Genomic DNA, 20,560 nt, shown 5'->3' on the forward strand with positions numbered 1-20,560 from the left:
GCCTCGCTCGATGCGGTACTCACTACGCGGCAGAGCGTACTGGGCCAGTTGTTCGCGCAGTCGGCATGGTTTTCCAGCACGCCCGGCCGCGGACAGATCACGCGCGTGCCAGCGGCGGCCTGCGCGTGTGGTAGGTGACGACCGTTGGTCGTCACGCTTGTGCATCTGCTTTCCCGCTTCTCGCTGATTTCTTCCCCGTAACCCACCTCCGCACGCCACGAGGGGCCCGGCCGTTCGCGGTACACTCCAGGATCATCCGTTTGCCGCCCCAGGTCCATGCAACCGCAAACCAAGCTGCCCAAGGTGGGCACCACCATCTTTACCGTGATGTCCCAGCTGGCCGCCGAACACGGCGCCGTCAATCTTGGTCAGGGCTTTCCGGATTTCAGCGCGCCGCAGCGCCTGATCGATGAAACCGCCAAGGCCATGGCCAGCGGCCTCAACCAGTATCCGCCGATGACCGGGGTGGCCCCGTTGCGCCAGGCCATCGCGCAGAAGTCGCTGGACCTGTACGGCGCGCAGGTCGACCCGGACACCGAGGTCACCGTCACCAGTGGCGCGACCGAAGCGATCTTCAATGCCATCCACGCCGTGGTGCGTGCGGGCGAGGAGGTCATCGTGCTTGATCCGGCCTACGACTGTTATGAACCGGCCATCGATCTGGCCGGCGCCAAAGCGGTGCACGTGCCGTTGGACCCGAAGACGTTTGCGGTGGACTGGGACCGCGTGCGGGCAGCGATCAGCCCGCGTACCCGGCTGCTGATGGTCAACACCCCTCACAACCCCTCCGGTGCGATGCTGTCCGAAGCGGACATGCAGGCGCTGGCCGACGTGCTGCGTGGCACGCAGATCTACCTGATTTCCGATGAGGTGTACGAGCACATCATCTACGATGGCCGCCGCCATGAGTCGGCGCTGCGCTACCCGGAACTGCGCGAGCGCGCGTTCGTGATTTCCAGCTTTGGCAAGACCTACCACTGCACGGGCTGGAAGATCGGCTATGCCATCGCCCCGCCTGCGCTGAGTGCCGAGTTCCGCAAGGTACACCAGTACAATACCTTCACCAGTTTTGGTCCGGCCCAGTACGGGTTTGCGGCGATGATCCGCGATGAGCCACAGCACCACCTGGAGCTGGGCGCGTTCTACCAGGCCAAGCGCGATCGCTTCGTGCAGCAGCTGGGCAGCACGCGGCTGACGCCATTGCCGGTACCCGGCGGTTACTTCCAGCTGGTTGACTACTCGGCCATCAGCGACCTGCCGGACCATGAGTTCGTCAAGTGGCTGACGATCGAGAAGGGCGTCACCGCCATTCCACTCTCACCGTTCTACGAAACGGCGCCCGCCGGGCAACGGCTGGTTCGGCTGTGCTTTGCCAAGAACCAAGCTACCCTGGATGCGGCCATCGAACGGCTGCGTGCGCTGTGAGCAAGGTGACCGACATGCAGGATCTACGCATCTCGCTGGTGCAGGGCGATACGCGCTGGCACGACCCGTCCGGCAACCGTGATTACTACGCCGACCTGATGGCGCCGCTGGCCGGCAGCACCGACCTGGTGATCCTGCCGGAAACCTTCACCAGTGGCTTTTCCAACGAGGCCATCGCCCAGGCCGAAGACATGGAAGGCGCGACGGTAGCCTGGATGCAGGCCCAGGCACGTGCGCTGGGCGCGGCGGTTACCGGCAGCGTGCAGCTGCGCGTGGGGCAGGGTGTCTACAACCGGCTGCTGTTTGCCACGCCCGACGGTCGGCTGGCGCATTACGACAAGCGCCATCTGTTCCGCTACGGCGGCGAGCACAAGCGCTATGCGGCCGGCAGCGACCGCCTGACCGTGGAGTGGAAAGGCTGGCGGATCAATCCGCAGATCTGCTACGACCTGCGTTTTCCGGTGTTCTGCCGCAACCAGCATGATGTCGAGCGTGCCGGTCAGATGGACTTCGACCTGCAGATTTTCGTGGCCAACTGGCCCTCGGCGCGCGCACATGCGTGGAAGACCCTGCTGCGGGCCCGCGCGATCGAGAACCTGTGCTTCGTCGCGGCAGTCAACCGCGTCGGCGTCGACGGCAACGACCTGCACTATGCCGGCGACAGTGCGGTCATTGATTTCCTCGGACAGGCACAGGTCGAGATCCGCGAGCGCGAGCAGGTGGTGACCACCACCCTGTCGGCGCAGTCGTTGGCCGAGCACCGTGAGCGATTCCCGGCCATGCTGGATGCTGACCGCTTCGAGCTCGCCGCGCAGGACTGAACCGATCCCCGCTGCGCATGCGCACTCCGCTTCCGCAGCGGGGGCCGGCGCTGCGAGAATCCGGACGTACCCGCTTCCCGAGGTTCGATCCAATGCGCAGGTTGCTTTACGTGTTTGTTGTGATGCTGGCCGGTGCCGGTCTGGCACCAGCGGCGCAGGCCGCCGGCAACATCAGCTGTGAACTGCGTTATGACCTGTCCGGCTGGTCGTTGATCTACAAGACCGCGTCGGGCAACGGCACGATCAGCTGCGACAACGGTGCACGGATTCCCGTGCGGATCAACGTGCGCGGCGGCGGTCTGACAGTGGGCAAGTCGAAGATCGTCGATGGCCGCGGGCAGTTCACTGGCGCCTATACGCTGGACGACCTGTTTGGCACCTACGCCGCCGTAGGCGCACATGCCGGCGCGGTGCGATCCAGCGGCGCGCAGGCCATGACCAAGGGCGATATCTCGCTGGCCCTTGCCGGCACCGGCAAGGGCTGGGACCTCGGCGTGGACGGTGCGGCCTTCACCATCAGCCGACGTTGAGCTGGCGCCGATCCGAGGGGGCGTGTGGTGAGCCCCTCCTTCCCTGGATTCTGGTGGGCGCCTAACGAAAAACCCCGGCCGAAGCCGGGGTTTTTCTGTTTCAGCGATCAGCCGCCGCGCGGGCCGCTGCGGCGCGGTCCACCGGGACCGCGATTGCCGCCCGGGCCACCCGGACCACGGTTGCCACCCGGACCGCCGGGACCACGACCGCCACCCGGACCGCCCGGGCCACGATTGCCGCCGGGGCCGCGATTGCCACCGGGGCCGCCCGCTGCGCGGTTGCCACCCGGGCGGCCATTGCCGGCCGGACGCGGGGTGCTGCCGTACGGGCTGTAACCCGGGTTGGCATGGTCGGAGGGGAAGCTCGGGGCGTTGCCCGGGTGACCGTAGGGGTGCTTGTTGCCGTGGCCCTGCCCACGTGCACCTGCACCCCCCGGACGTCCCTGGCCGCCACCGGCGCCTGCGCCCGGCGACTTCGGCTTGCCGTAGGGACGGCCCTGGCCACCCGCGCCGGGGCCTCGCGCGCCCGGACCACGGCTGCCCGGGCCGGCATTGCGGTGGCCGCTCGGACCCGTGCTGACACCGTCGGGCACGTACCAGGTACGGAACGCGGCCGGGTTGCCTTCCGGCAGTGCACGGTCGTTGCGCGGGGCGCGCTGCTTGAACGGCTTCTGCGACTGCTTGGCCGCCGCTTCACCACTGACCGTCAGGCCGCCCTTGAAGCCGCCGCCCTTGCCACCGCGGCCACGGCCGCGGTCTTCGCGGACGTTGTCGAAGCGGCGCAGCTCGCGGCCTTCATCGGCGGTGCTGTGGCCATTGACGTAGGCGTTGCCGCGGCCACCTTCGCGCACGCGCACGGTGGTCTTGGCCGCACGGCGCTGGCCGATCACCGGCTGCAGGGTCAGGGCGGAGGGGGCGCCTTCTTCCAGCTTCAGCTGGGCGCGCAGGGCATCGACCTGGGCGCTGGGCAGCTCCACGGTCTGGCCACGGGCCAGCTCGCGCGGCAGGCTGACCTTGCCGTAGCGGGTGCGCTTGAGGCGGCTCACCTGGCAGCCCTGCGACTCCCACAGGCGGCGCACTTCGCGGTTGCGGCCTTCCTTGACCACCACGCGGAACCAGTCGTGCGAGTCGGTGCCGCCGATGCGTTCGATCTCGTCGAATTTCGCCGGGCCGTCTTCCAGGGCGACGCCGCGGGCAAGGCGGTCGACGATCGCGTCGGAGACCTTTTCCTCGCCTTCCGGCGCACGCACACGCACCACGTACTCGCGCTCCACCTCGAAGGAGGGGTGCATCATGGCGTTGGCCAGCTCACCGTCGGTGGTGGCCAGCAGCAGGCCAGTGGTATTGATGTCCAGGCGGCCGATGGCGATCCAGCGGGCGCCCTTCAGGGCCGGCAGCGACTCGAACACAGTCGGACGGCCTTCGGGATCTTCGCGGGTGGTCACTTCGCCTTCGGGCTTGTTATAGACCAGCACGCGCGAGGGTTCGCTCAGCGCGGTGGCGACGAAGCCACGGCCGTCCAGTTCGATGCGGTCGCCGCTCTTGACCGACATGCCGGTACGCGCGACCTCGCCATTGACCTTGACCAGGCCATCGGCGATGCGCTGTTCCAGCGCACGGCGCGAACCCAGTCCGGCCTGGGCCAGGACCTTGTGCAGGCGCTCTTCAAGCTTGAACTGTTCGGACGTGGCTTCGCGCTTGAGCGAGAGCTTGTTCAACGAAAGCTTGCGGGGGGTGTCACTCATCAACGTTTGCTCCGGCCGGCGTTTGCTTGGCGGCCTCAGGTTCGGAATCGGCTCGGTCAACAGCCACGGTCGTCATCGCGACGGCGTTGTCTTCGCGTTCGTACGTATTCGCCGCGCGCTCGCCCGGCGCGGTAACGGGGTGCCCGGCTTCAGCCTCGGGCGAAGGTGCTTGGTCCTGCGTGTCCGCCGCGGCCGAAGCCTCGACGGACGGTGTTGGTGCGGTGTCGTTGCCACCATCTTCTTCATTGGCCGCCTGGCCGGGCAGGGCGGCCGAAGCCGCTGCGGGCTGGCCGTCGTTGCCCAGAGGCAGCTGCGGTTCCAGTTCGCCCAGGTCCTTCAGTTCGGACAGGGGCGGCAGTTCGTCCAGCCGCTTGAGACCAAAATAATCCAGGAAACCCTTGGTCGTGCCGAACAGGGCCGGCTTGCCAGGGACATCGCGATGACCCACCACGCGGATCCACTCACGTTCTTCCAGGGCCTGGATGATGTTGCTGCTGACCGCCACGCCACGGACCTGTTCGATCTCGCCGCGGGTAATCGGCTGACGGTAGGCGATCAGCGCCAGTGTTTCCAGTGTCGCACGGGTGTAACGGGTCTTGCGCTCGGTCCACAGGCGGCTGATCCAGCCGTGCACCTCACCGGTGACCTGGTAGCGGAAGCCCGAAGCCACCTCGACCAGCTCGACGCCACGGCCTGCACAGGCCTGGCCCAGCAGCTCCAGCGCGCGCTCGATGCTGCCCGGCGGAGCGGGCTCCTCCTCGGGGAACAGCTCCTTGAGCTGCACCAGGGTCAGCGGCTGGCTGGAGGCCAGCAGTGCTCCTTCGACGATTCGGTTGATCAGCGCTTGATCCATCAGCAATCCGGGCTCATTCGGCTTGGTTGGCGTCGTTGTCATCGAACTCGCTGTTGAACTGCAGCGGTTCGTTGGTATTGCCTGCCGCCAGCGACTTCACATAGATCGGTGCCAGCGGTACTTCCTGCACGATATCCAGCAATTGTTCCTTGGCCAGTTCCAGAACCGCCAGGAAGGTGACCAGCACGCCGAGCTTGCCTTCCTCGGCGGTGAACAGCGACTCGAACCGCACGAAACGCCCTTCCTCCAGCTGGCCCAGCACATCACCCATGCGCTGACGCACGCTCAGGGCCTCGCGCTTAATCGCGTGGCCAGTGAACAGCTCGGCGCGCTTGAGTACGTCATGCAGCGCCAGCAGCATTTCCTTCAGGTCCACCGGCGGCGGCAGCTTGATCGCCGCGCGGTCGGGAACGAAGGCATGCACCACCGTGGTGTCGCGGTCCTGCCGGGGCAGGGCGTCGATGTCCTCGGCGGCCTGCTTGAAGCGTTCGTACTCCTGCAGCCGGCGTACCAGTTCGGCACGCGGGTCGGCTTCGTCGCCATCCTCGCTGACCGGCCGCGGCAGCAGCATGCGCGATTTCACCTCGGCCAGGATCGCGGCCATCACCAGGTATTCAGCCGCCAGCTCGAAACGCAGCTCGCGCATCACGGTGATGTACTCCACGTACTGCCGGGTGATCTCGGCCACCGGAATGTCCAGCACATCCAGATTCTGCCGGCGGATCAGGTAAAGCAGCAGATCCAGCGGTCCTTCAAACGCATCCAGGATCACTTCCAGCGCATCCGGCGGGATGTACAGGTCCTGCGGAATCTGCAGGACCGGTTGCCCATGCACCACGGCCAGCGGCATTTCATGCTGCTGGGGGGCGGGCGGCCGGATTGACGTGTTCGCGTCGTGCGCGGGTTCGGAAGTCATCAAATGGACATCAGGGGTGCAACAGCCGGGTCGCAGTGCCCGGGCAGCTGGCGGACGTGGCCGACAGACACTCAAGGCACCATGACACGCCAGCGTCTGGCGCGATTCCACAACTCAAAAAAGCAGGACGCGCCGTGGCGACGGCAGCGACGAAACTACAAGGAGGTCGTCAGCGTGTTCTGGTCGGGGGCAGCGGATCGATCATCGGGGGCTGGCAAGCCACGGTGCCGACGGGATGCTGCGTCCAGTCACGCGCAATGTCGATAGGTTAAGGCTTTGAAGCGCCAGTGTCCAGCGACCGCCAGGCCGCGCCCGCCTGACCTAGAATCTGCACCGCGCCAAGCCCAGGACAGCGAGGAGACAGACATGTGGTACGTGATTGAAGGTTACGACGGCAGGGAGGTGCTGCAGGCCCGCCTGCAGGCGCGCCCGGAGCACCTTGGCCGCCTGCAGGCTTTGCAGGAGCAGGGGCGATTGCTGCTGGCCGGCCCCTGTCCTGCAGTGGACAGCGAGGATCCCGGCCCGGCCGGCTTCAGCGGCAGCGTGGTGATAGCGCAGTTCGATTCGCTGCAGCAGGCGCGCGCCTGGGCCGACGCAGATCCCTATGTGGCCGCCGGTGTCTACGTGAGAACCGAGGTGCGGCCGTTCCGCAAGGTGCTCCCATGACCCGGATCGAACGGATTCGCGCTGCGTTGCAGCAGAAACTGGAACCGTTTGCAGTGGAGATAATCGACGACAGTCACCTGCACGCCGGTCATGCCGGAGCACGCGATGGGCGGGGCCACTACACCGTGCGCGTGGTCGCCAGGTGCTTCGAAGGTCTGCGCCCGTTGGCGCGACATCGCGCGGTATACGCCGCACTTGGCGACATGATGCAGACCGATATCCATGCGTTGGTGATCGAGGCCATGACCCCCGGTGAGGCTGGATGAGGGGGGTGTCCTGGCCTGTCCGTGACGGTCAACCAGTGCCCCATTCGGGCCATCCGGATGGCCACGCTTGGCCACCCAGGACTAACGGAGTGTTTACTTTGGATAATGGAAACGCTTACATTCCGCGCCATGCTGAAAGGCTCAAGCCGTGGAGGGCGGCTTCGTGAACAAGGCAGCCATCACAATCAAAGATGTAGCCCGCGAAGCCAAGGTCTCTGTGGCCACCGTTTCGCGCGCGCTCAACGGTCATGAAAACGTTGCCGAGCCGGTGCGCAAGGCGGTGCTGGAAGTGGCTGCGCGCCTGCGCTATACGCCGCACGCCGCCGCGCGCAGCCTGAGCAGCCGGCGCACCAACACCGTGGGCGTCGTGCTGCCGGACCTTTATGGCGAGTTCTTCTCCGAACTGATGCGCGGCATCGACCAGGTGGCGCGCCAGCGTCGCCAGCATCTGCTGGTCTCCAGCTACCACGGCGACCAGGAACAGCAGGGAGCGGCGCTGCGTGCCATGCGTGGCCGCGTCGACGGTCTGCTTGTGCTCTCGCCCTACGCGGAGAGTCCGGACTTTCTCACCGACAATCTGCCGCAGGCGCTGCCTACGGTGCTGATCAACACCTACCTGCCCGACCAGGATCACCCTGTGTTGAGCATTGATGACCATGCCGGTGCGGTGGCCATGACCCGCCACCTGCTCGAGGCCGGTCATCGCCGTATTGCCTTCATTTCCGGCCCGGACCTCAATTTCGATGCGCGTGAACGCCTGCGGGGTTTCCGCGATGCGTTGGCTGCCTTCGGCGACGCCGCCTGCGGCATCGAGTTGCCCGGTGATTTTGACGAAGCTTCCGGCCATCGCGCCGGTCAGGAGTTGTTGGCAGCCGGCGCGCTGCCAGATGCGGTGTTTGCCGCCAACGACATGATGGCCCTGGGCTGCCTGTATGCGTTCGCGCAGGCGGGTGTGCAGGTGCCTGACGATGTCGCCTTGGCGGGGTTCGACGACATTCCCCTTGCGCGTTTCGTTCACCCCTCGTTGACAACGATGCAGGTCAGCATTGCCGACCTTGGTGACCGGGCAATGACGCGCTTGATGCAGTTGATGGACGGCAAGACCACCGAAGGCGCCGGCGATAAACACACGCTGGTGCCGCGACTGGTCGTTCGTGATTCCAGCCGTCGAGGTTCACGCAGTTCCCGCACCGAGTCGCCAGCCGGCCGTTGAAGCCGGCGGCATTCCAATCGCTACAGCACCACACCTTTAGGGGCCGCCAAGACGGCCGCCACCACCCCCGGAGAGTTTCAAGATGCAGAACAAACCCCGCAACCGCATGCCGGCCCGCCGGCTGCTGACCAGTGCACTGGTCGGCTGCCTGATGGTGGCTGCTGCGCCGAGCTTCGCGCAGAGCACCTCGGCCACCATCCGTGGCCAGGTCATGGTCGACTCGGCTGCCGCGCAGCAGGCCCAGGTCACTGCGACCAACACCGCCACCGGCCTGAGCCGCAGCGTTTCCACCAGCAACGGTCAGTACTCGGTTGGCGGCCTGCCGCCGGGCACCTACCGTATCGACGTCACCGCCGACGGCAAGACCTCCTCGCAGATGGTCACCGTGCAGGTGGGTCAGACCGCGACCATGAACCTGGGCGTCGGCGGCGTGGCCGCCAATGCCGCTGCCGGTGATGCCACCGACCTGGGCACCGTCAACGTGGTGGCGCCTGCGGCCGTGGTCGAGACCAAGACCTCGGAGAATGCGACCTACATCTCCAACGTGATGATCGAGCAGCTGCCGCGCTCGACGCGCAACTTCCTGGAGATCGCCGACACCGTGCCGGGCGTCCAGTTCCGTCGCGCCGCCAACGGCAACACCACCATGCGTGCCGGCGCCACCTCGGCCAACGGCACCAACGTCTACATCGATGGCGTGAGCCAGAAGAACTACGTGCTGACCGGCGGCATCAGCGGCCAGGACTCCAGCCGCGGCAATCCGTTCCCGCAGTCGGCCATCGGTGAGTACAAGGTCATCACCTCCAACTACAAGGCCGAGTTCGACCAGCTGAGCAGCGCCGCCGTTGTCGCCCAGACCAAGTCGGGCACCAACGAGTTCAAGGGCAGCTTCTTCTGGGACTACACCAATGACAGCTGGCGCGAACCGGGCCCGCTGGAAGAGCGCGCCGGCAAGCGCGACCAGTTCAAGGAAGAACAGTACGGCGCCACCTTCAGCGGCCCGATCCTGAAGGATCGCGCGCACTTCTTCGTGGCGTATGAAGCCAAGGAGTATGTGACTCCGGGTACCGTGATTCCGGGTTCGATCTACCGCGACCGCGTCTCCGAGCTGCCGGCCGAGGCACAGGCCGCACTGGGTACCTTCCCGCAGCCGTTCAAGGAAGACCTGTACTTCGCCAAGATCGACTGGCAGTTGAACGACAACAACTACTTCGAGCTCAGCGGCAAGTACCGCAACGAAGATGACACCAGCGGCATCGGCGGCACCAATGCGCAGTCGTACCGCAGCATCCGCAACCAGGAGGAAAAGCGCGGCACCCTGCGCTGGCAGTACAGCAATGACCGCCTGATCAACGACATGCAGCTGACCTACGAGTCGGCCTTCTACAACCCGCAGGCGGCCAACGATGGTATCGGCTACGGCCTGCGCTACTACCCGATGATCAACGGCAATCCGCTGTCGGGCACCGCCGAGACCATCCTGAACTACGGTGCCGGTCGTGACTTCCAGCGCAAGGGCCAGGAAGGCTGGGGCATCCAGAACGACCTGACCCTGCAGGACCTGGAGTGGAACGGCTACCACACCGTCAAGATGGGCGTGAAGTTCAAGGATGTTGAACTGAACACCCTGCAGAAGAACCCGCGCAACCCGCAGTACTTCTACAACATCCTGACCAGCGTCGACGTGCCCTACCTGGTGCAGTACGGCCAGGAAGTCAGTGCCGGTGGCGGCAACGCGATCTCCAAGAACAAGCAGTTCGGTTTCTACATCCAGGACGACTGGGAGGTCAACGACAAGCTGACCCTGAACCTGGGTGTGCGTTGGGATTACGAGAAGACCCCGTCGTTCCTCGACTTCGTCACCCGTGACGATGTGGCCACCGCGCTGCGCAACTGGCCCAATCTGCAGAACGCCAACTACAACATCGAGAACTACCTGAGCAACGGCAACAGCCGCAAGGCGTTCAAGGATGCCTGGCAGCCGCGCATGGGCTTCTCGTATGACCTGTTCGCCGATGAGCGTCACGTCATCTACGGTGGCGCTGGCCGTGCGTACGACCGCAACCTGTTCGACTACATCTCGCTGGAACAGCTCAACGGCACGTTCGCCTCCTACAACTACTACTTCAGCTCGGCGGCCAATCCCTGCCGCGGCACCCCGTGCACCGCATGGGACCCGCGCTACCTGGACCCGGCCAACCTGGCCGAGCTGCCGCCGGTGCTTGGTGGCGGTCGTGAGATCTACCTGATCAACAACGACATCAAGACCCCGTACTCGGACCAGTTCAGCCTGGGCATGCGCAACGCCGTGGATATGTGGGGCAGCACCTGGTACACCGACGTGACCCTGTCGCGCGTGGTCAGCAAGGACGGCTTCGCCTTCGTGCGTGGCAACCGACTGGCCGACGGTTCCTACTTCCAGCCGGGCACCATCTGGGGTTCGCCGAATGCCGGTCCGGACGGCTTCAACGCCATCGTGCTGGGGACCAATGGCCTGGAAACGCGCAACAACTCGCTGGCACTGAAGATCGACAAGCCGTACAGCCGTGCTGATGGCTGGGGCGTGACCATTGCCTACACCTTCAGCGACGCCGAGGAGAACCGCAAGTTCGGTGAGCACTACTCGCTCGATTACCCGAACATTTCCGATTACGGCTGGCACGAGGCTGCTGGCGTTCCCAAGCATCGTCTGGTCGCCACCGGCATCTATGACCTGCCGGGCGGCATCACCGCCTCGGGCAAGCTGACCCTGGAATCGCAGCGCGTCTACTACGGCAACAACTGCCTGGCAGGCGAGGGCCAGTGCGTGATCCAGCAGTTCAAGCCGGATCACACCATCGGCTACAAGGACTTCAGCATCGGCCTGAACAAGGAATGGGACACCGGCACGAACCTGAAGTTCAACGTCCGCGCCGACGTGCTCAACGTGTTCAACTGGGTCAACTACGCCGAGTACAGCGCCAATACCGGTACCGCGCTGAACCCGGATACCGCCTACGGCACGCCGACCTACACGCTGTGGGCCCCGATGCGTACCTTCAAGCTCTCCATGGGCCTGAACTGGTAAGCACGTCATCCGCCCCTGCGCTTCGGCGCGGGGGCGGAGCTGACAGAGGCTGGCCGGCATGTGCTGCCGGCCTGCCTGCTGCAGGCGGTTGCCGGACCCGTTCCGGCACCGCACCTGGCCACGCATCGTGGCTTTTCAAGCGCTCGGCCTGTAATCGATTACAGTCTGCGCGCGTTATGCTTCAACTACAGATCGCTCACTGGAGGACCCGCGCCATGCAGGCACGCCATCTACTGACCGCTGCCGTGATGACGCTTGCCGTCGTTGCCTGCAAGCCGGCCGAGCAGGAACCGCCCAAGCCCAGGCCGCCGGTGATCCTGGTGGAGGCCGACGTGCCGCCGCGTCCGATGAAACCCGAGCTGCCTCCGCTGTTTGACGACATCGAACGGCGCACCTTCCAGTTCTTCTGGGATACCACCAACGAAATCAATGGTCTGACGCCGGACCGCTATCCGTCGCGCCCGTTTGCCAGCATCGCCTCGGTCGGTTACGCGCTGACCGCCTATCCGATCGGCATCGAGAACGGCTGGGTCAGCCGTACCCAGGCCGTGGACCGCACGCTGACCACACTGAAGTTCTTCCGCGATGTGGCCATGGGCCCGCAGCGCACCGGCAAGGCCGGGTACAAGGGCTTCTATTACCACTTCCTGGACATGCAGGACGGCCACCGCTACGACAGCTGGGTCGAGCTGTCCTCGGTGGACACCGCCCTGCTGATGATGGGCGTGCTGTTTGCCCAGTCGTATTACGACGGCGACGATGCACGCGAGAAGGAAATCCGCCAGATCGCCGACACGCTGTACAAGCGCGTGGACTGGCCGTGGCTGCAGGAGCGTTCGCCGCTGATCTCGATGGGCTGGTTCCCCGAGAGCGGCATCATCGAACACGACTGGATGGGCTACAACGAGGCGATGATCGTCTACATCCTGGCGCTGGGTTCGCCGACCCATCCGGTCAGCCCCGATGCATGGACGGTCTGGACCCGTACCTATGACAATGACTGGGGCGTCTACCAGGGGCAGGAATACCTGTCCTTCGGCCCGTTGTTCGGCCACCAGTACAGCCACGTCTGGATCGACTTCCGCGACATCCAGGACGCCTACATGCGCGAGCGTGGCAGCACCTACTTCCTCAACAGCCGTTCGGCCGCGCTGGCCCAGCGCGAGTATGCGATCAACAACCCGATGAACTGGAAGGACTACGGCCAGAACGTCTGGGGCCTGACCGCCAGCGACGGCCCGCAGAACACGACGCAGGAATACCGTGGCGAGCAGCGGCAGTTCCGCCATTACTCTTCGCGTGGTGCCGGCCTGCGTGAGAACTTCGACGATGGCACCATTGCACCGACCGCGGCGATCTCCTCGATCGTGTTCGCGCCCGAAGAAGTGATTCCGGCCACCCAGGAGATGCACAAGCGCTTCGGCGACTACATCTATTCCAGCTACGGCTTCCTGGATTCGTTCAACCCCAGCTTCGAGTACGACATCCCGATCAAGACCGGTCGGTTGATTCCGGGCCGTGGCTGGGTAGCCAGCGATTACATCGGCATCGACCAGGGGCCGATCCTGACCATGATCGCCAACTACCGCAATGACTTCGTCTGGGACGTGATGAAGAAGAACCCGCACATCCGCAAGGGTCTGGAGCGCGCCGGTTTCACCGGTGGCTGGCTCACCCCGGAAGGTGAGGCGGTGCCGATGCTGCTGGAGAAAGACGAGAAGGCCGCCGCTGCGCGCGCCGTAGGCCTGGCCGAGTCGCGCGCTGCCGCGGCGCAGGACCAGAAAAACAACAGCAACCGTAATTCGAACCAGGGAAAGTAGCCCAGTGGGTGGATTGACGTACCGTTTGACCCGCTGGCTGCTGCCGCTGGCGGCCGCCGTGGCGCTGGCCGGCTGTGGCAGCACCGAGCAGGACACCACCGTGCGCTTCTGGGCGATGGGCCGCGAAGCCGAGGTCGTGGCCGAGCTGATCCATGAGTTCGAGGCGGAAAACCCGGGAATCAAGGTCGATGTGCAGAACATCCCGTGGACTGCCGCGCACGAGAAGCTGCTGACCGCGTTTGCCGCCGAAGGCCTTCCCGATGTCTGCCAGCTCGGCAATACCTGGATCCCCGAGTTCGCCGAGCTCAACACGCTCACGCCGCTGGAGCCGTTCATCGCGCGCTCCAGCGTGGTCAAGCCGGCCGACTACTTCCAGGGAATCTGGGATACCAACATCGTCCACGGCGAGGTGGTCGGCGTGCCGTGGTATGTCGACACCCGGCTGATCTTCTACCGCAAGGACCTGCTGGCCAAGGCCGGCCATGACCACCCGCCGCGCACGTGGGACGAGTGGAACCAGCAGATGGCCGACATCAAGAAGATGCAGGGCCCCAACCGCTACGCGGTGCTGATGCCGATCAACGAGTTCGAGCAGCAGCTGTCGCTGGCGCTGCAGCAGCCCGACCCGCTGCTGCGTGATGACGATACCCGCGGCAACTTCCGCAGCCCGGGGTTCCGTCGCACGCTGGGCTTCTACGCCAACATGTTCGAGCAGGGCTGGGCGCCGCGCATGTCCGAGACCCAGATCTCCAATGTGTGGGACGAGTTCTTCCGCGGCTTCAACGTGTTCTACATCTCCGGCCCCTGGAACATCCGCGAGTTCAAGAAGCTGCAGCCCAAGGCGCTGGAAGGGCAGTGGGGCACCGCGCCGCTGCCGGGGCCTGACGGCCCGGGCGCCGGTATCGCCGGCGGCACCAGTCTGGTGATCTTCCGCAATTCGCAGAAGAAGGAGGCATCGTGGAAGCTGATCGAGTTCCTCTCGCGCCCGGATATCCAGGTCCGCTTCCACGCCATCATCGGTGACCTGCCGCCGCGCCGCAGTTCCTGGCAGGCGCCCTCGCTGGCCAACGATCCGCTGGCGGCCGCCTTTGGTGACCAGCTCGAGCGGGTCAAGCCGACGCCGAAGGTGCTCGAATGGGAGCGCATTGCGCAGGAGATGCGCATCATCACCGAGAAGGTGGTGCGCGGAGGGCAGGACCAGGATGCGGCGGTGACCGAACTGGATGACCGCGTCGACAAGATACTGGCCAAGCGCCGCTGGATGCACGAGCAGCGTCGGCAGCAGGCCGATGAAACCACCACGGCGCCGTCGGCGCCGGCCTCGCACGGTAGTGCCGCAGCGGTCGAAGGGGGCCTGCCATGAAACGTCATTCGCTGGTCGGCTGGGTGTTTGCCGGCCCCTCGCTTATTGTGCTGGGGGTCTTCTTCGCCCTGCCGGTGCTGTCGGCGCTGGCGCTGAGCGTGACCGATTTCGACCTTTATTCGCTGGCCGACAGTGACAACCTCAGGTTTGTCGGGCTCGGCAACTACATCGATCTGCTGCGCACGCCGATGTTCTGGAAGTCGCTGTGGAACACCACCTATTTCGTGGTGATCGGTGTACCGCTGTCCATCGCCGTGTCGCTGGGGGCGGCCATCCTGCTCAACGCGCCGGTGGCGCGTTTCAAGGCGCTGTTCCGTACCGCGCTGTTCGCCCCGGTGGTCACCACCCTGGTGGCCGTGGCGGTGATCTGGCGTTACCTGTTCCACACCAGCTACGGCCTGGTCAATTACGGGCTGGCGCACATCGGCATCGGGCCGGTCGATTGGCTGGGCGACCCGAACTGGGCCATGCCGACCATCATGCTGTTCGCCGTCTGGAAGAACTTCGGCTACAACATGGTGATCTTCCTGGCCGGGCTGCAGGCCATTCCGCATGACCTGTACGAGGCCGCGCGCATCGATGGCGCTTCACGCTGGAAACAGTTCCTGCACATCACCCTGCCCATGCTCGGGCCGGTGCTGCTGGTGGTTGGTGTCATCACCGTCTCCGGTTACTTCCAGCTGTTCGCCGAGCCGTATGTGATGACCCGCGGCGACCCACTGCAGAGCACCGTCAGCGTGCTGTACTTCATGTTTGAAGAAGGCTTCAAGTGGTGGAACCTCGGCCGTGCATCGGCGGTGGCGTTCCTGTTGTTCCTGATCATCCTGGGCGTGACCACGGTGATGCTGCGCATCGGGCGCAAAAGGCAGATGGTATGAGTCGTGAAATCGGTCAGTCGCGCTGGCATCCCTGGGCCGTCAATGGCGGGCTGGTGCTGCTGGCGCTGGTGAGCCTGGCGCCCCTGCTGTGGATGGTGTCCGTCTCGTTCATGCCAGCCGGTGAGGCCTCGCACTTCCCACCGCCGCTGACGCCCTCGCATGTCACCACGGCCAACTACCATGAACTGTTCGCGCGCACCGGTATGGCCGGCAACTTCGCCAACAGCCTGCTGGTGTCGCTGGGCATCACGCTGGGCTCGCTGCTGCTCAACACCATGGCCGGCTATGCGTTTGCCAAGCTCAACTTCGTCGGCCGCGAGCGCCTGTTCCAGGTGCTGCTGGCGGCGCTGGTGATTCCGGCCCAGGTGGCGATGCTGCCGCTGTTCCTGCTGATGAAGCAGCTGGGGCTGGTCAACAGTTTCGGCGGGGTGATCGTGCCGGCACTGGCCTCGGTATTCGGCATCTTCCTGGTGCGGCAATATGCGCGTTCGATTCCCGACGAGCTGCTCGAAGCAGCCCGCATCGACGGGGCAGGGGAGCTGCGCATCTTCTTCCAGATCGTGCTGCCCATGCTCAAGCCGGTGCTGGTGACGCTGTCCATCTTCACCTTCATGGGCGCCTGGAACGACTTCATGTGGCCGTTGATCGTGCTGACCGACCAGGAGCACTACACCCTGCCGGTGGCGCTGGCCACCCTGTCGCGTGAGCACATCATGGATGTGGAGATGATGATGGCCGGTGCTGTGGTCACGGTGGTGCCGGTCCTGTTGCTTTTCCTGGTGCTGCAGCGCTATTACATCCAGGGTCTGCTGCTGGGGAGTGTCAAAGGGTGAACAGGTCGATCGTCGGTGTGCTCGCGTGGCTCGGCTGCAGTGTGGCAGCCGCGCAGGAACTGCCCGCACCGCGGGTCATCGACGATTTCGACGATGTCTCGGCCTGGCGTCTTGTGGTTTCCGACCAGGTCAGCGGCTCGGTGCGCCCGGTCAGCGGTTCCGGCGGTGGTCGCGGCCTGTGCCTGGACTACGACTTCCACGACGTGTCCGGTTATGTGGGTATCCGCCGTGCGCTGCAGATCGACTACCCGGAGAACTACCGGTTCGGTTTCCAGCTGCGCGGTGACTCGCCGTCCAACGACCTGCAGTTCAAGCTGCTTGATGCCAGCGGGGACAACGTCTGGTGGGTCAACCGGCCCGGCTATCGCTTCAACAAGGGCTGGACCCCGGTCGAGTACCGCAGGCGCCAGATCGACAAGGCCTGGGGGCCATCACCCGAACGCGAACTCAAGCGCAGCGCGGCGGTGGAGTTCACCATCTACAGCAAGGTCGGCGGGCGCGGCACGGTGTGCTTTGACAAGCTGACGCTGCAGGGACTGCCGCCGCAGGACACCTCACCGTTGCGCCCGGCCGTGCTGGCCGACACTGCGCCTGCGCTGCAGGACCGGATGATCGACGGCAAGCCGGACACCTTCTGGATCAGTGGCGGGGTCAAGCAGCAGACCATCAGCCTGGATCTGGGCAAGCCGCGTGAGCTGGGTGGTGCCGTCATCGATTGGCTGCCCGGGCTGCAGGCCAGCCGCTACACGGTACGCGCCTCGCGCGATGGTCGCGCCTGGACGGCGCTGCGCGAGGTCACTGCCGGTGCGGGCGGGCGCGACTGGCTGGCGCTGCCAGACACCGAGGCGCGGTATCTGCGCTTTGACCTGGCCGACGGCCCCAACTGGCGCTACGGCATCCGGGACATCGCGCTCAAACCGCTGGAGTTTGCCAGCACGCCCAACGCCTTCCTGGCTTCGGTGGCCGGCGACCTGCCGCGCGGCTCGCTCCCGCGCGCTTTTGTCGGCGAGCAGCCAAGCTGGACTCTGCTTGGCATTGATGGCGGCAAGGAGCAGGCCCTGATCAGCGAGGACGGTGCGTTGGAGCCGGCCAAAGGCGGCTTCAGTGTCGAGCCGTTCGTGGTGCTTGATGGCAAGGTGCTGGGCTGGGCCGATGTAAGGGCCCAGCAATCCCTGCAGGACGGCTACCTGCCCATCGCCAGTGTCGACTGGACGCATGACAGGTTCGCACTGGCGATTACCGGTTTCGTACAGGGTACGGCCGATCGCGCGCAGCTGATCGGCCGTTATCGCCTGAGCAACCCCGACCGCGTGGCCCACGACTACACGCTGGCCCTGGCGGTGCGGCCGTGGCAGGTCAATCCGCCCACCCAGTTCCTCAATACCACCGGTGGCTTCAGCCGCATCGACAGCATCGAGCTGGACGAGCAGCTGGTGCGCATCAACGGCGAGCCGCGGTTGTACCCGCTGCAGCGGCCCGATGCGCGCTTTGCCACCCCGTTCGACGGCAAGCTCGACGTCACTCATCTTGGCAAGGATGCGCTGCCGCAGACCACCTCGACCAAGGACGGGACGGGGCTGGCGTCGGGCATGCTGCTCTATCGCATCCGGCTGGAGCCCGGCCAGAGCCGTGAGGTGGCGGTGGTGGCCCCCCAGACCGGCAGCTGGAAGGCGCAGGCGCTGGACGTGGCCAAGGCGCAGCAGCAGGTCGCAGCGTCCTGGCGCACCCGCCTGGATGCAGTGCAGCTGCAGTTGCCGGCCGAAGGCCAGCCGCTGGCCGATACGCTGCGCACCGCACTGGCGCACATGCTGATATCGCGCGTGGGCCCGCGCCTGCAACCGGGTACGCGCTCCTATGCGCGCAGCTGGATCCGCGACGGTGCGATGATTTCCGAAGGCCTGCTGCGCATGGGCCGCAGCGATGCGGTGCGCGACTATGTGCAGTGGTATGCGCCGTATCAGTTCGACAATGGCAAGGTGCCGTGCTGCGTTGATGATCGCGGCAGCGACCCGGTACCGGAAAATGACAGCCATGGCGAGCTGATCTACAACATCGCCGAGTACTGGCGCTACACCGGCGACGAGGCCTTCCTCGAGCAGATGTGGCCGCACGTGCTGGGCGCCTACCAGTACATGGAAACGCTGCGCGCCAGCGAGCGCACCGAGGACAACCGCGCACGCAACCCGGCGTTCTACGGCATGATGCCGGCGTCGATCAGCCACGAGGGGTACTCGGCCAAGCCGATGCACTCCTACTGGGACAACTTCTGGGCACTGCGCGGCTACAAGGATGCGGCGATCATCGCCGAGCGGCTGGGCAAGCTCGAGGCGATGGCGATCAGCGCCGCGCGCGATGAGTTCCGTGATGACCTGCAGGCGTCGCTGTTGTCCGCGATGGCCCAGCACCGCATTGACTACCTGCCGGGCTCAGCCGAACTGGGCGATTTCGATGCCACCTCGACCACCATCGCACTGGCGCCGGGCGGTGAGCAGGGACGTCTGCCGCAGCCGCAGTTGAACAACACCTTCGAGCGCTACTGGAAGGAGTTCGAACAGCGTCGCGACGGCAAGCGCGAGTGGAAGGACTACACCCCGTACGAGTGGCGCAACGTTGCCGCGTTCGTGCGCCTGGGCTGGCGTGACCGTGCGTGGGAGGCCAGTACGTTCTTCTTCAAGGACCGCTCCCCGCAAGCCTGGAACCAGTGGGCCGAGGTGGTCTCACGCACGCCACGCACGCCGTTCTTCGTCGGCGATCTCCCGCATGCCTGGGTGGCGTCGGACTTCGTGCGGTCGGCGCTGGACATGTTCGCTTACACCCGTGACCTGGATCAGTCGCTGGTGCTGGCCGCTGGGGTACCCGGTCGCTGGCTGGACGGGCAGGGCATTGCGGTGCGCGGCCTGCGCACGCCCCAAGGGCAGCTGGGTTATCGCCTCCAGCGTCAGGACCGGCAGCTGCAGCTCGACATTGACGCCGGTCTGGTGCTGCCGCCCGGTGGCCTGGTGCTGCCGTGGCCTTACCCGGGTGAACCGGGCGCGGCGACCGTCAACGGAGAAGCGGCGCAATGGGAAAACGGCGAGTTGCGTATCCATGTCGTCCCGGCCAGTGTCCTTGTCGACGTACCCGCCGCGCAGCGTCGCAGTGGCCGGCGTGAGCGCTGAGGGATGAAGTGCAGCGCGCTGTGGGTGTCGGCTCTGCTGGCGGTGGCGTGGTTGCCGTCGGCGCTGCAGGCATCGGCCGCACCGGCGCGGCCGGCTGCGGCCGTAGCGTCCACGCAGGTGCCATCGCCCACGCTGGACATGGTGACGTTCAATCTGCACCACGATCGCGAGAACTGGCCACAGCGGCGGCGGATCATTCTGGCCGAGCTCAAGCGCCTGCAGCCTGATGCGATCGCGTTGCAGGAAGTGATCGAGAAGCCGCGGGTGCGCAACCAGGCGCAATGGCTGGCCGCTGAGCTGGGTTACCGCTATGTGTTTGTATCCACCGATCCGCCCGGTGCGCGCAAGCGCTACGGCAACGCGCTGCTGACCCGTCGCCCGGTGCTGGCGCGCGGTGAGCATCTGCTGCAGCCGCTGACCGATTACCGCACGGTGGCGCACCTGCGCATCGACGTGGAAGGGCGTGCGGTTAACGTCTATGCCACCCACCTCAATGAACGCAGCGATACGGCAGGACAGGCGATCCGGCGCAGCCAGGTCGAGGACCTGCTGCGTTACATCACCGCCACCGCATCGGGTGGCCCGGTGGTGATCGCGGGCGATTTCAATGCGCTTGTCGACGCCAGCGATCTGAGTGAGCTGCGCAGCCAGTACGGCGACAGCTACGGCAGCGTGCATGTGAACAACGAACTGGCGACGGTGAGTACGTTGAACAGGCACTACTACCAGGCCCCATCGCGCATCGACCACGTGTTCTTCCAGCAGGACACGCTGCTGGCGCGCGAAGCGCGGCTGTTGTTCGATCAACCCGGCGACGATGGACGCTGGGCATCGGACCATTACGGCGTGTGGACGCGCCTGCAGTTCGCACCGACCCCCTGACCTCGTCGCGGTGGCAGCTGACGCAAGCAACGGCAGGAGCCGTTGCTGACGGCGCGTGCGCCGGCCCGAAGGGCGCTGGTCAGGATGACCGGCGCAACGTTGGTCGTCACGGCTTCTGCGTGCC

16 protein-coding genes are annotated in these 20,560 nt (G+C 65.5%); 13 read left to right on the forward strand and 3 right to left on the reverse strand.

The genetic code is table 11. The annotated features are described in order from the left end of the window. Window positions 1–276: 276 nt before the first annotated feature. From RZA67_RS06040 to RZA67_RS06050, 3 genes are all read left to right on the forward strand, one after another. A complete protein-coding gene (locus RZA67_RS06040; protein ID WP_317211733.1) occupies window positions 277–1,425 on the forward strand; it encodes a pyridoxal phosphate-dependent aminotransferase in 1,149 nt (382 codons plus the stop codon). Window positions 1,426–1,439: 14 nt separating this feature from the next. After that, a complete protein-coding gene (locus tag RZA67_RS06045; RefSeq protein ID WP_317211734.1) occupies window positions 1,440–2,246 on the forward strand; it encodes an amidohydrolase in 807 nt (268 codons plus the stop codon). Between the two features lie 92 nt (window positions 2,247–2,338). Continuing rightward, window positions 2,339–2,776 (forward strand): hypothetical protein, encoded by a 438-nt coding sequence (locus tag RZA67_RS06050; protein WP_317211735.1) that lies wholly within the window; start codon window positions 2,339–2,341, stop codon window positions 2,774–2,776. Between the two features lie 107 nt (window positions 2,777–2,883). On the opposite strand, the gene RZA67_RS06055 is transcribed toward RZA67_RS06050, so the two are convergent. The 3 genes from RZA67_RS06055 to RZA67_RS06065 are packed head-to-tail and all read right to left on the reverse strand — an operon-like array spanning window position 2,884 to window position 6,290. Next, window positions 2,884–4,521, reverse strand: a complete 1,638-nt coding sequence (locus RZA67_RS06055; RefSeq protein ID WP_317211736.1) for a pseudouridine synthase — start codon at window positions 4,519–4,521, stop codon at window positions 2,884–2,886. After that, on the reverse strand, window positions 4,514–5,374 hold the full coding sequence (scpB, locus tag RZA67_RS06060) for an SMC-Scp complex subunit ScpB (RefSeq protein ID WP_317211737.1): 861 nt from the start codon (window positions 5,372–5,374) through the stop codon (window positions 4,514–4,516). Before scpB ends, RZA67_RS06055 begins: the two co-directional genes overlap by 8 nt. A 13-nt stretch (window positions 5,375–5,387) precedes the next feature. Beyond that, on the reverse strand, window positions 5,388–6,290 hold the full coding sequence (locus RZA67_RS06065; protein WP_317211738.1) for a ScpA family protein: 903 nt from the start codon (window positions 6,288–6,290) through the stop codon (window positions 5,388–5,390). A 366-nt stretch (window positions 6,291–6,656) separates the two neighbouring features. On the opposite strand from RZA67_RS06065, the gene RZA67_RS06070 reads away from it, so the two are divergent. From RZA67_RS06070 to RZA67_RS06115, 10 genes are all read left to right on the forward strand, one after another. Continuing rightward, complete coding sequence (locus RZA67_RS06070) at window positions 6,657–6,956, forward strand: YciI family protein (RefSeq protein ID WP_317211739.1); 300 nt, start codon at window positions 6,657–6,659, stop codon at window positions 6,954–6,956. Then, complete coding sequence (locus RZA67_RS06075) at window positions 6,953–7,222, forward strand: BolA family protein (RefSeq protein WP_317211740.1); 270 nt, start codon at window positions 6,953–6,955, stop codon at window positions 7,220–7,222. The genes RZA67_RS06070 and RZA67_RS06075 overlap by 4 nt, the downstream gene beginning before the upstream one ends. 148 nt (window positions 7,223–7,370) lie before the next feature. Further along, window positions 7,371–8,435, forward strand: a complete 1,065-nt coding sequence (locus RZA67_RS06080; RefSeq protein ID WP_317211741.1) for a LacI family DNA-binding transcriptional regulator — start codon at window positions 7,371–7,373, stop codon at window positions 8,433–8,435. Window positions 8,436–8,517: 82 nt separating this feature from the next. Further along, window positions 8,518–11,502, forward strand: a complete 2,985-nt coding sequence (locus RZA67_RS06085) for a TonB-dependent receptor (protein WP_317211742.1) — start codon at window positions 8,518–8,520, stop codon at window positions 11,500–11,502. A 215-nt stretch (window positions 11,503–11,717) separates the two neighbouring features. Continuing rightward, window positions 11,718–13,322: a glucoamylase family protein gene (locus RZA67_RS06090; protein WP_317211743.1), complete on the forward strand. Its 1,605-nt coding sequence runs from the start codon at window positions 11,718–11,720 to the stop codon at window positions 13,320–13,322. A gap of 115 nt (window positions 13,323–13,437) precedes the next feature. Beyond that, complete coding sequence (locus RZA67_RS06095) at window positions 13,438–14,685, forward strand: sugar ABC transporter substrate-binding protein (RefSeq protein ID WP_317213921.1); 1,248 nt, start codon at window positions 13,438–13,440, stop codon at window positions 14,683–14,685. Then, entirely contained in the window at window positions 14,682–15,563 is an 882-nt protein-coding gene (locus RZA67_RS06100; RefSeq protein ID WP_317211744.1) for a sugar ABC transporter permease, read from the forward strand. Before RZA67_RS06095 ends, RZA67_RS06100 begins: the two co-directional genes overlap by 4 nt. After that, window positions 15,560–16,396, forward strand: a complete 837-nt coding sequence (locus tag RZA67_RS06105; protein ID WP_317211745.1) for a carbohydrate ABC transporter permease — start codon at window positions 15,560–15,562, stop codon at window positions 16,394–16,396. Before RZA67_RS06100 ends, RZA67_RS06105 begins: the two co-directional genes overlap by 4 nt. Continuing rightward, a complete protein-coding gene (locus RZA67_RS06110) occupies window positions 16,393–19,554 on the forward strand; it encodes a discoidin domain-containing protein (protein WP_317211746.1) in 3,162 nt (1,053 codons plus the stop codon). The genes RZA67_RS06105 and RZA67_RS06110 overlap by 4 nt, the downstream gene beginning before the upstream one ends. Window positions 19,555–19,557: 3 nt before the next feature. Continuing rightward, window positions 19,558–20,436 carry an endonuclease/exonuclease/phosphatase family protein gene (locus RZA67_RS06115; RefSeq protein ID WP_317211747.1) on the forward strand — a complete coding sequence of 293 codons (879 nt, stop codon included), beginning with the start codon at window positions 19,558–19,560 and terminating at the stop codon, window positions 20,434–20,436. Window positions 20,437–20,560 lie beyond the last annotated feature (124 nt).

Source organism: Stenotrophomonas sp. C3(2023), from assembly GCF_032911385.1.
Taxonomy (GTDB): domain Bacteria; phylum Pseudomonadota; class Gammaproteobacteria; order Xanthomonadales; family Xanthomonadaceae; genus Stenotrophomonas.

Excerpts from the sequence above, each read along its gene's own strand:
- RZA67_RS06040 (WP_317211733.1), top strand. The coding sequence starts at position 277 with ATGCAACCGCAAACCAAGCTGCCCAAGGTGGGCACCACCATCTTTACC.
- RZA67_RS06045 (WP_317211734.1), top strand. The coding sequence starts at position 1,440 with ATGCAGGATCTACGCATCTCGCTGGTGCAGGGCGATACGCGCTGGCAC.
- RZA67_RS06050 (WP_317211735.1), top strand. The coding sequence starts at position 2,339 with ATGCGCAGGTTGCTTTACGTGTTTGTTGTGATGCTGGCCGGTGCCGGT.
- RZA67_RS06055 (WP_317211736.1), bottom strand. The coding sequence starts at position 4,521 with ATGAGTGACACCCCCCGCAAGCTTTCGTTGAACAAGCTCTCGCTCAAG.
- scpB (WP_317211737.1), bottom strand. The coding sequence starts at position 5,374 with ATGGATCAAGCGCTGATCAACCGAATCGTCGAAGGAGCACTGCTGGCC.
- RZA67_RS06065 (WP_317211738.1), bottom strand. The coding sequence starts at position 6,290 with ATGACTTCCGAACCCGCGCACGACGCGAACACGTCAATCCGGCCGCCC.
- RZA67_RS06070 (WP_317211739.1), top strand. The coding sequence starts at position 6,657 with ATGTGGTACGTGATTGAAGGTTACGACGGCAGGGAGGTGCTGCAGGCC.
- RZA67_RS06075 (WP_317211740.1), top strand. The coding sequence starts at position 6,953 with ATGACCCGGATCGAACGGATTCGCGCTGCGTTGCAGCAGAAACTGGAA.
- RZA67_RS06085 (WP_317211742.1), top strand. The coding sequence starts at position 8,518 with ATGCAGAACAAACCCCGCAACCGCATGCCGGCCCGCCGGCTGCTGACC.
- RZA67_RS06090 (WP_317211743.1), top strand. The coding sequence starts at position 11,718 with ATGCAGGCACGCCATCTACTGACCGCTGCCGTGATGACGCTTGCCGTC.
- RZA67_RS06095 (WP_317213921.1), top strand. The coding sequence starts at position 13,438 with ATGGGCCGCGAAGCCGAGGTCGTGGCCGAGCTGATCCATGAGTTCGAG.
- RZA67_RS06100 (WP_317211744.1), top strand. The coding sequence starts at position 14,682 with ATGAAACGTCATTCGCTGGTCGGCTGGGTGTTTGCCGGCCCCTCGCTT.
- RZA67_RS06105 (WP_317211745.1), top strand. The coding sequence starts at position 15,560 with ATGAGTCGTGAAATCGGTCAGTCGCGCTGGCATCCCTGGGCCGTCAAT.
- RZA67_RS06115 (WP_317211747.1), top strand. The coding sequence starts at position 19,558 with ATGAAGTGCAGCGCGCTGTGGGTGTCGGCTCTGCTGGCGGTGGCGTGG.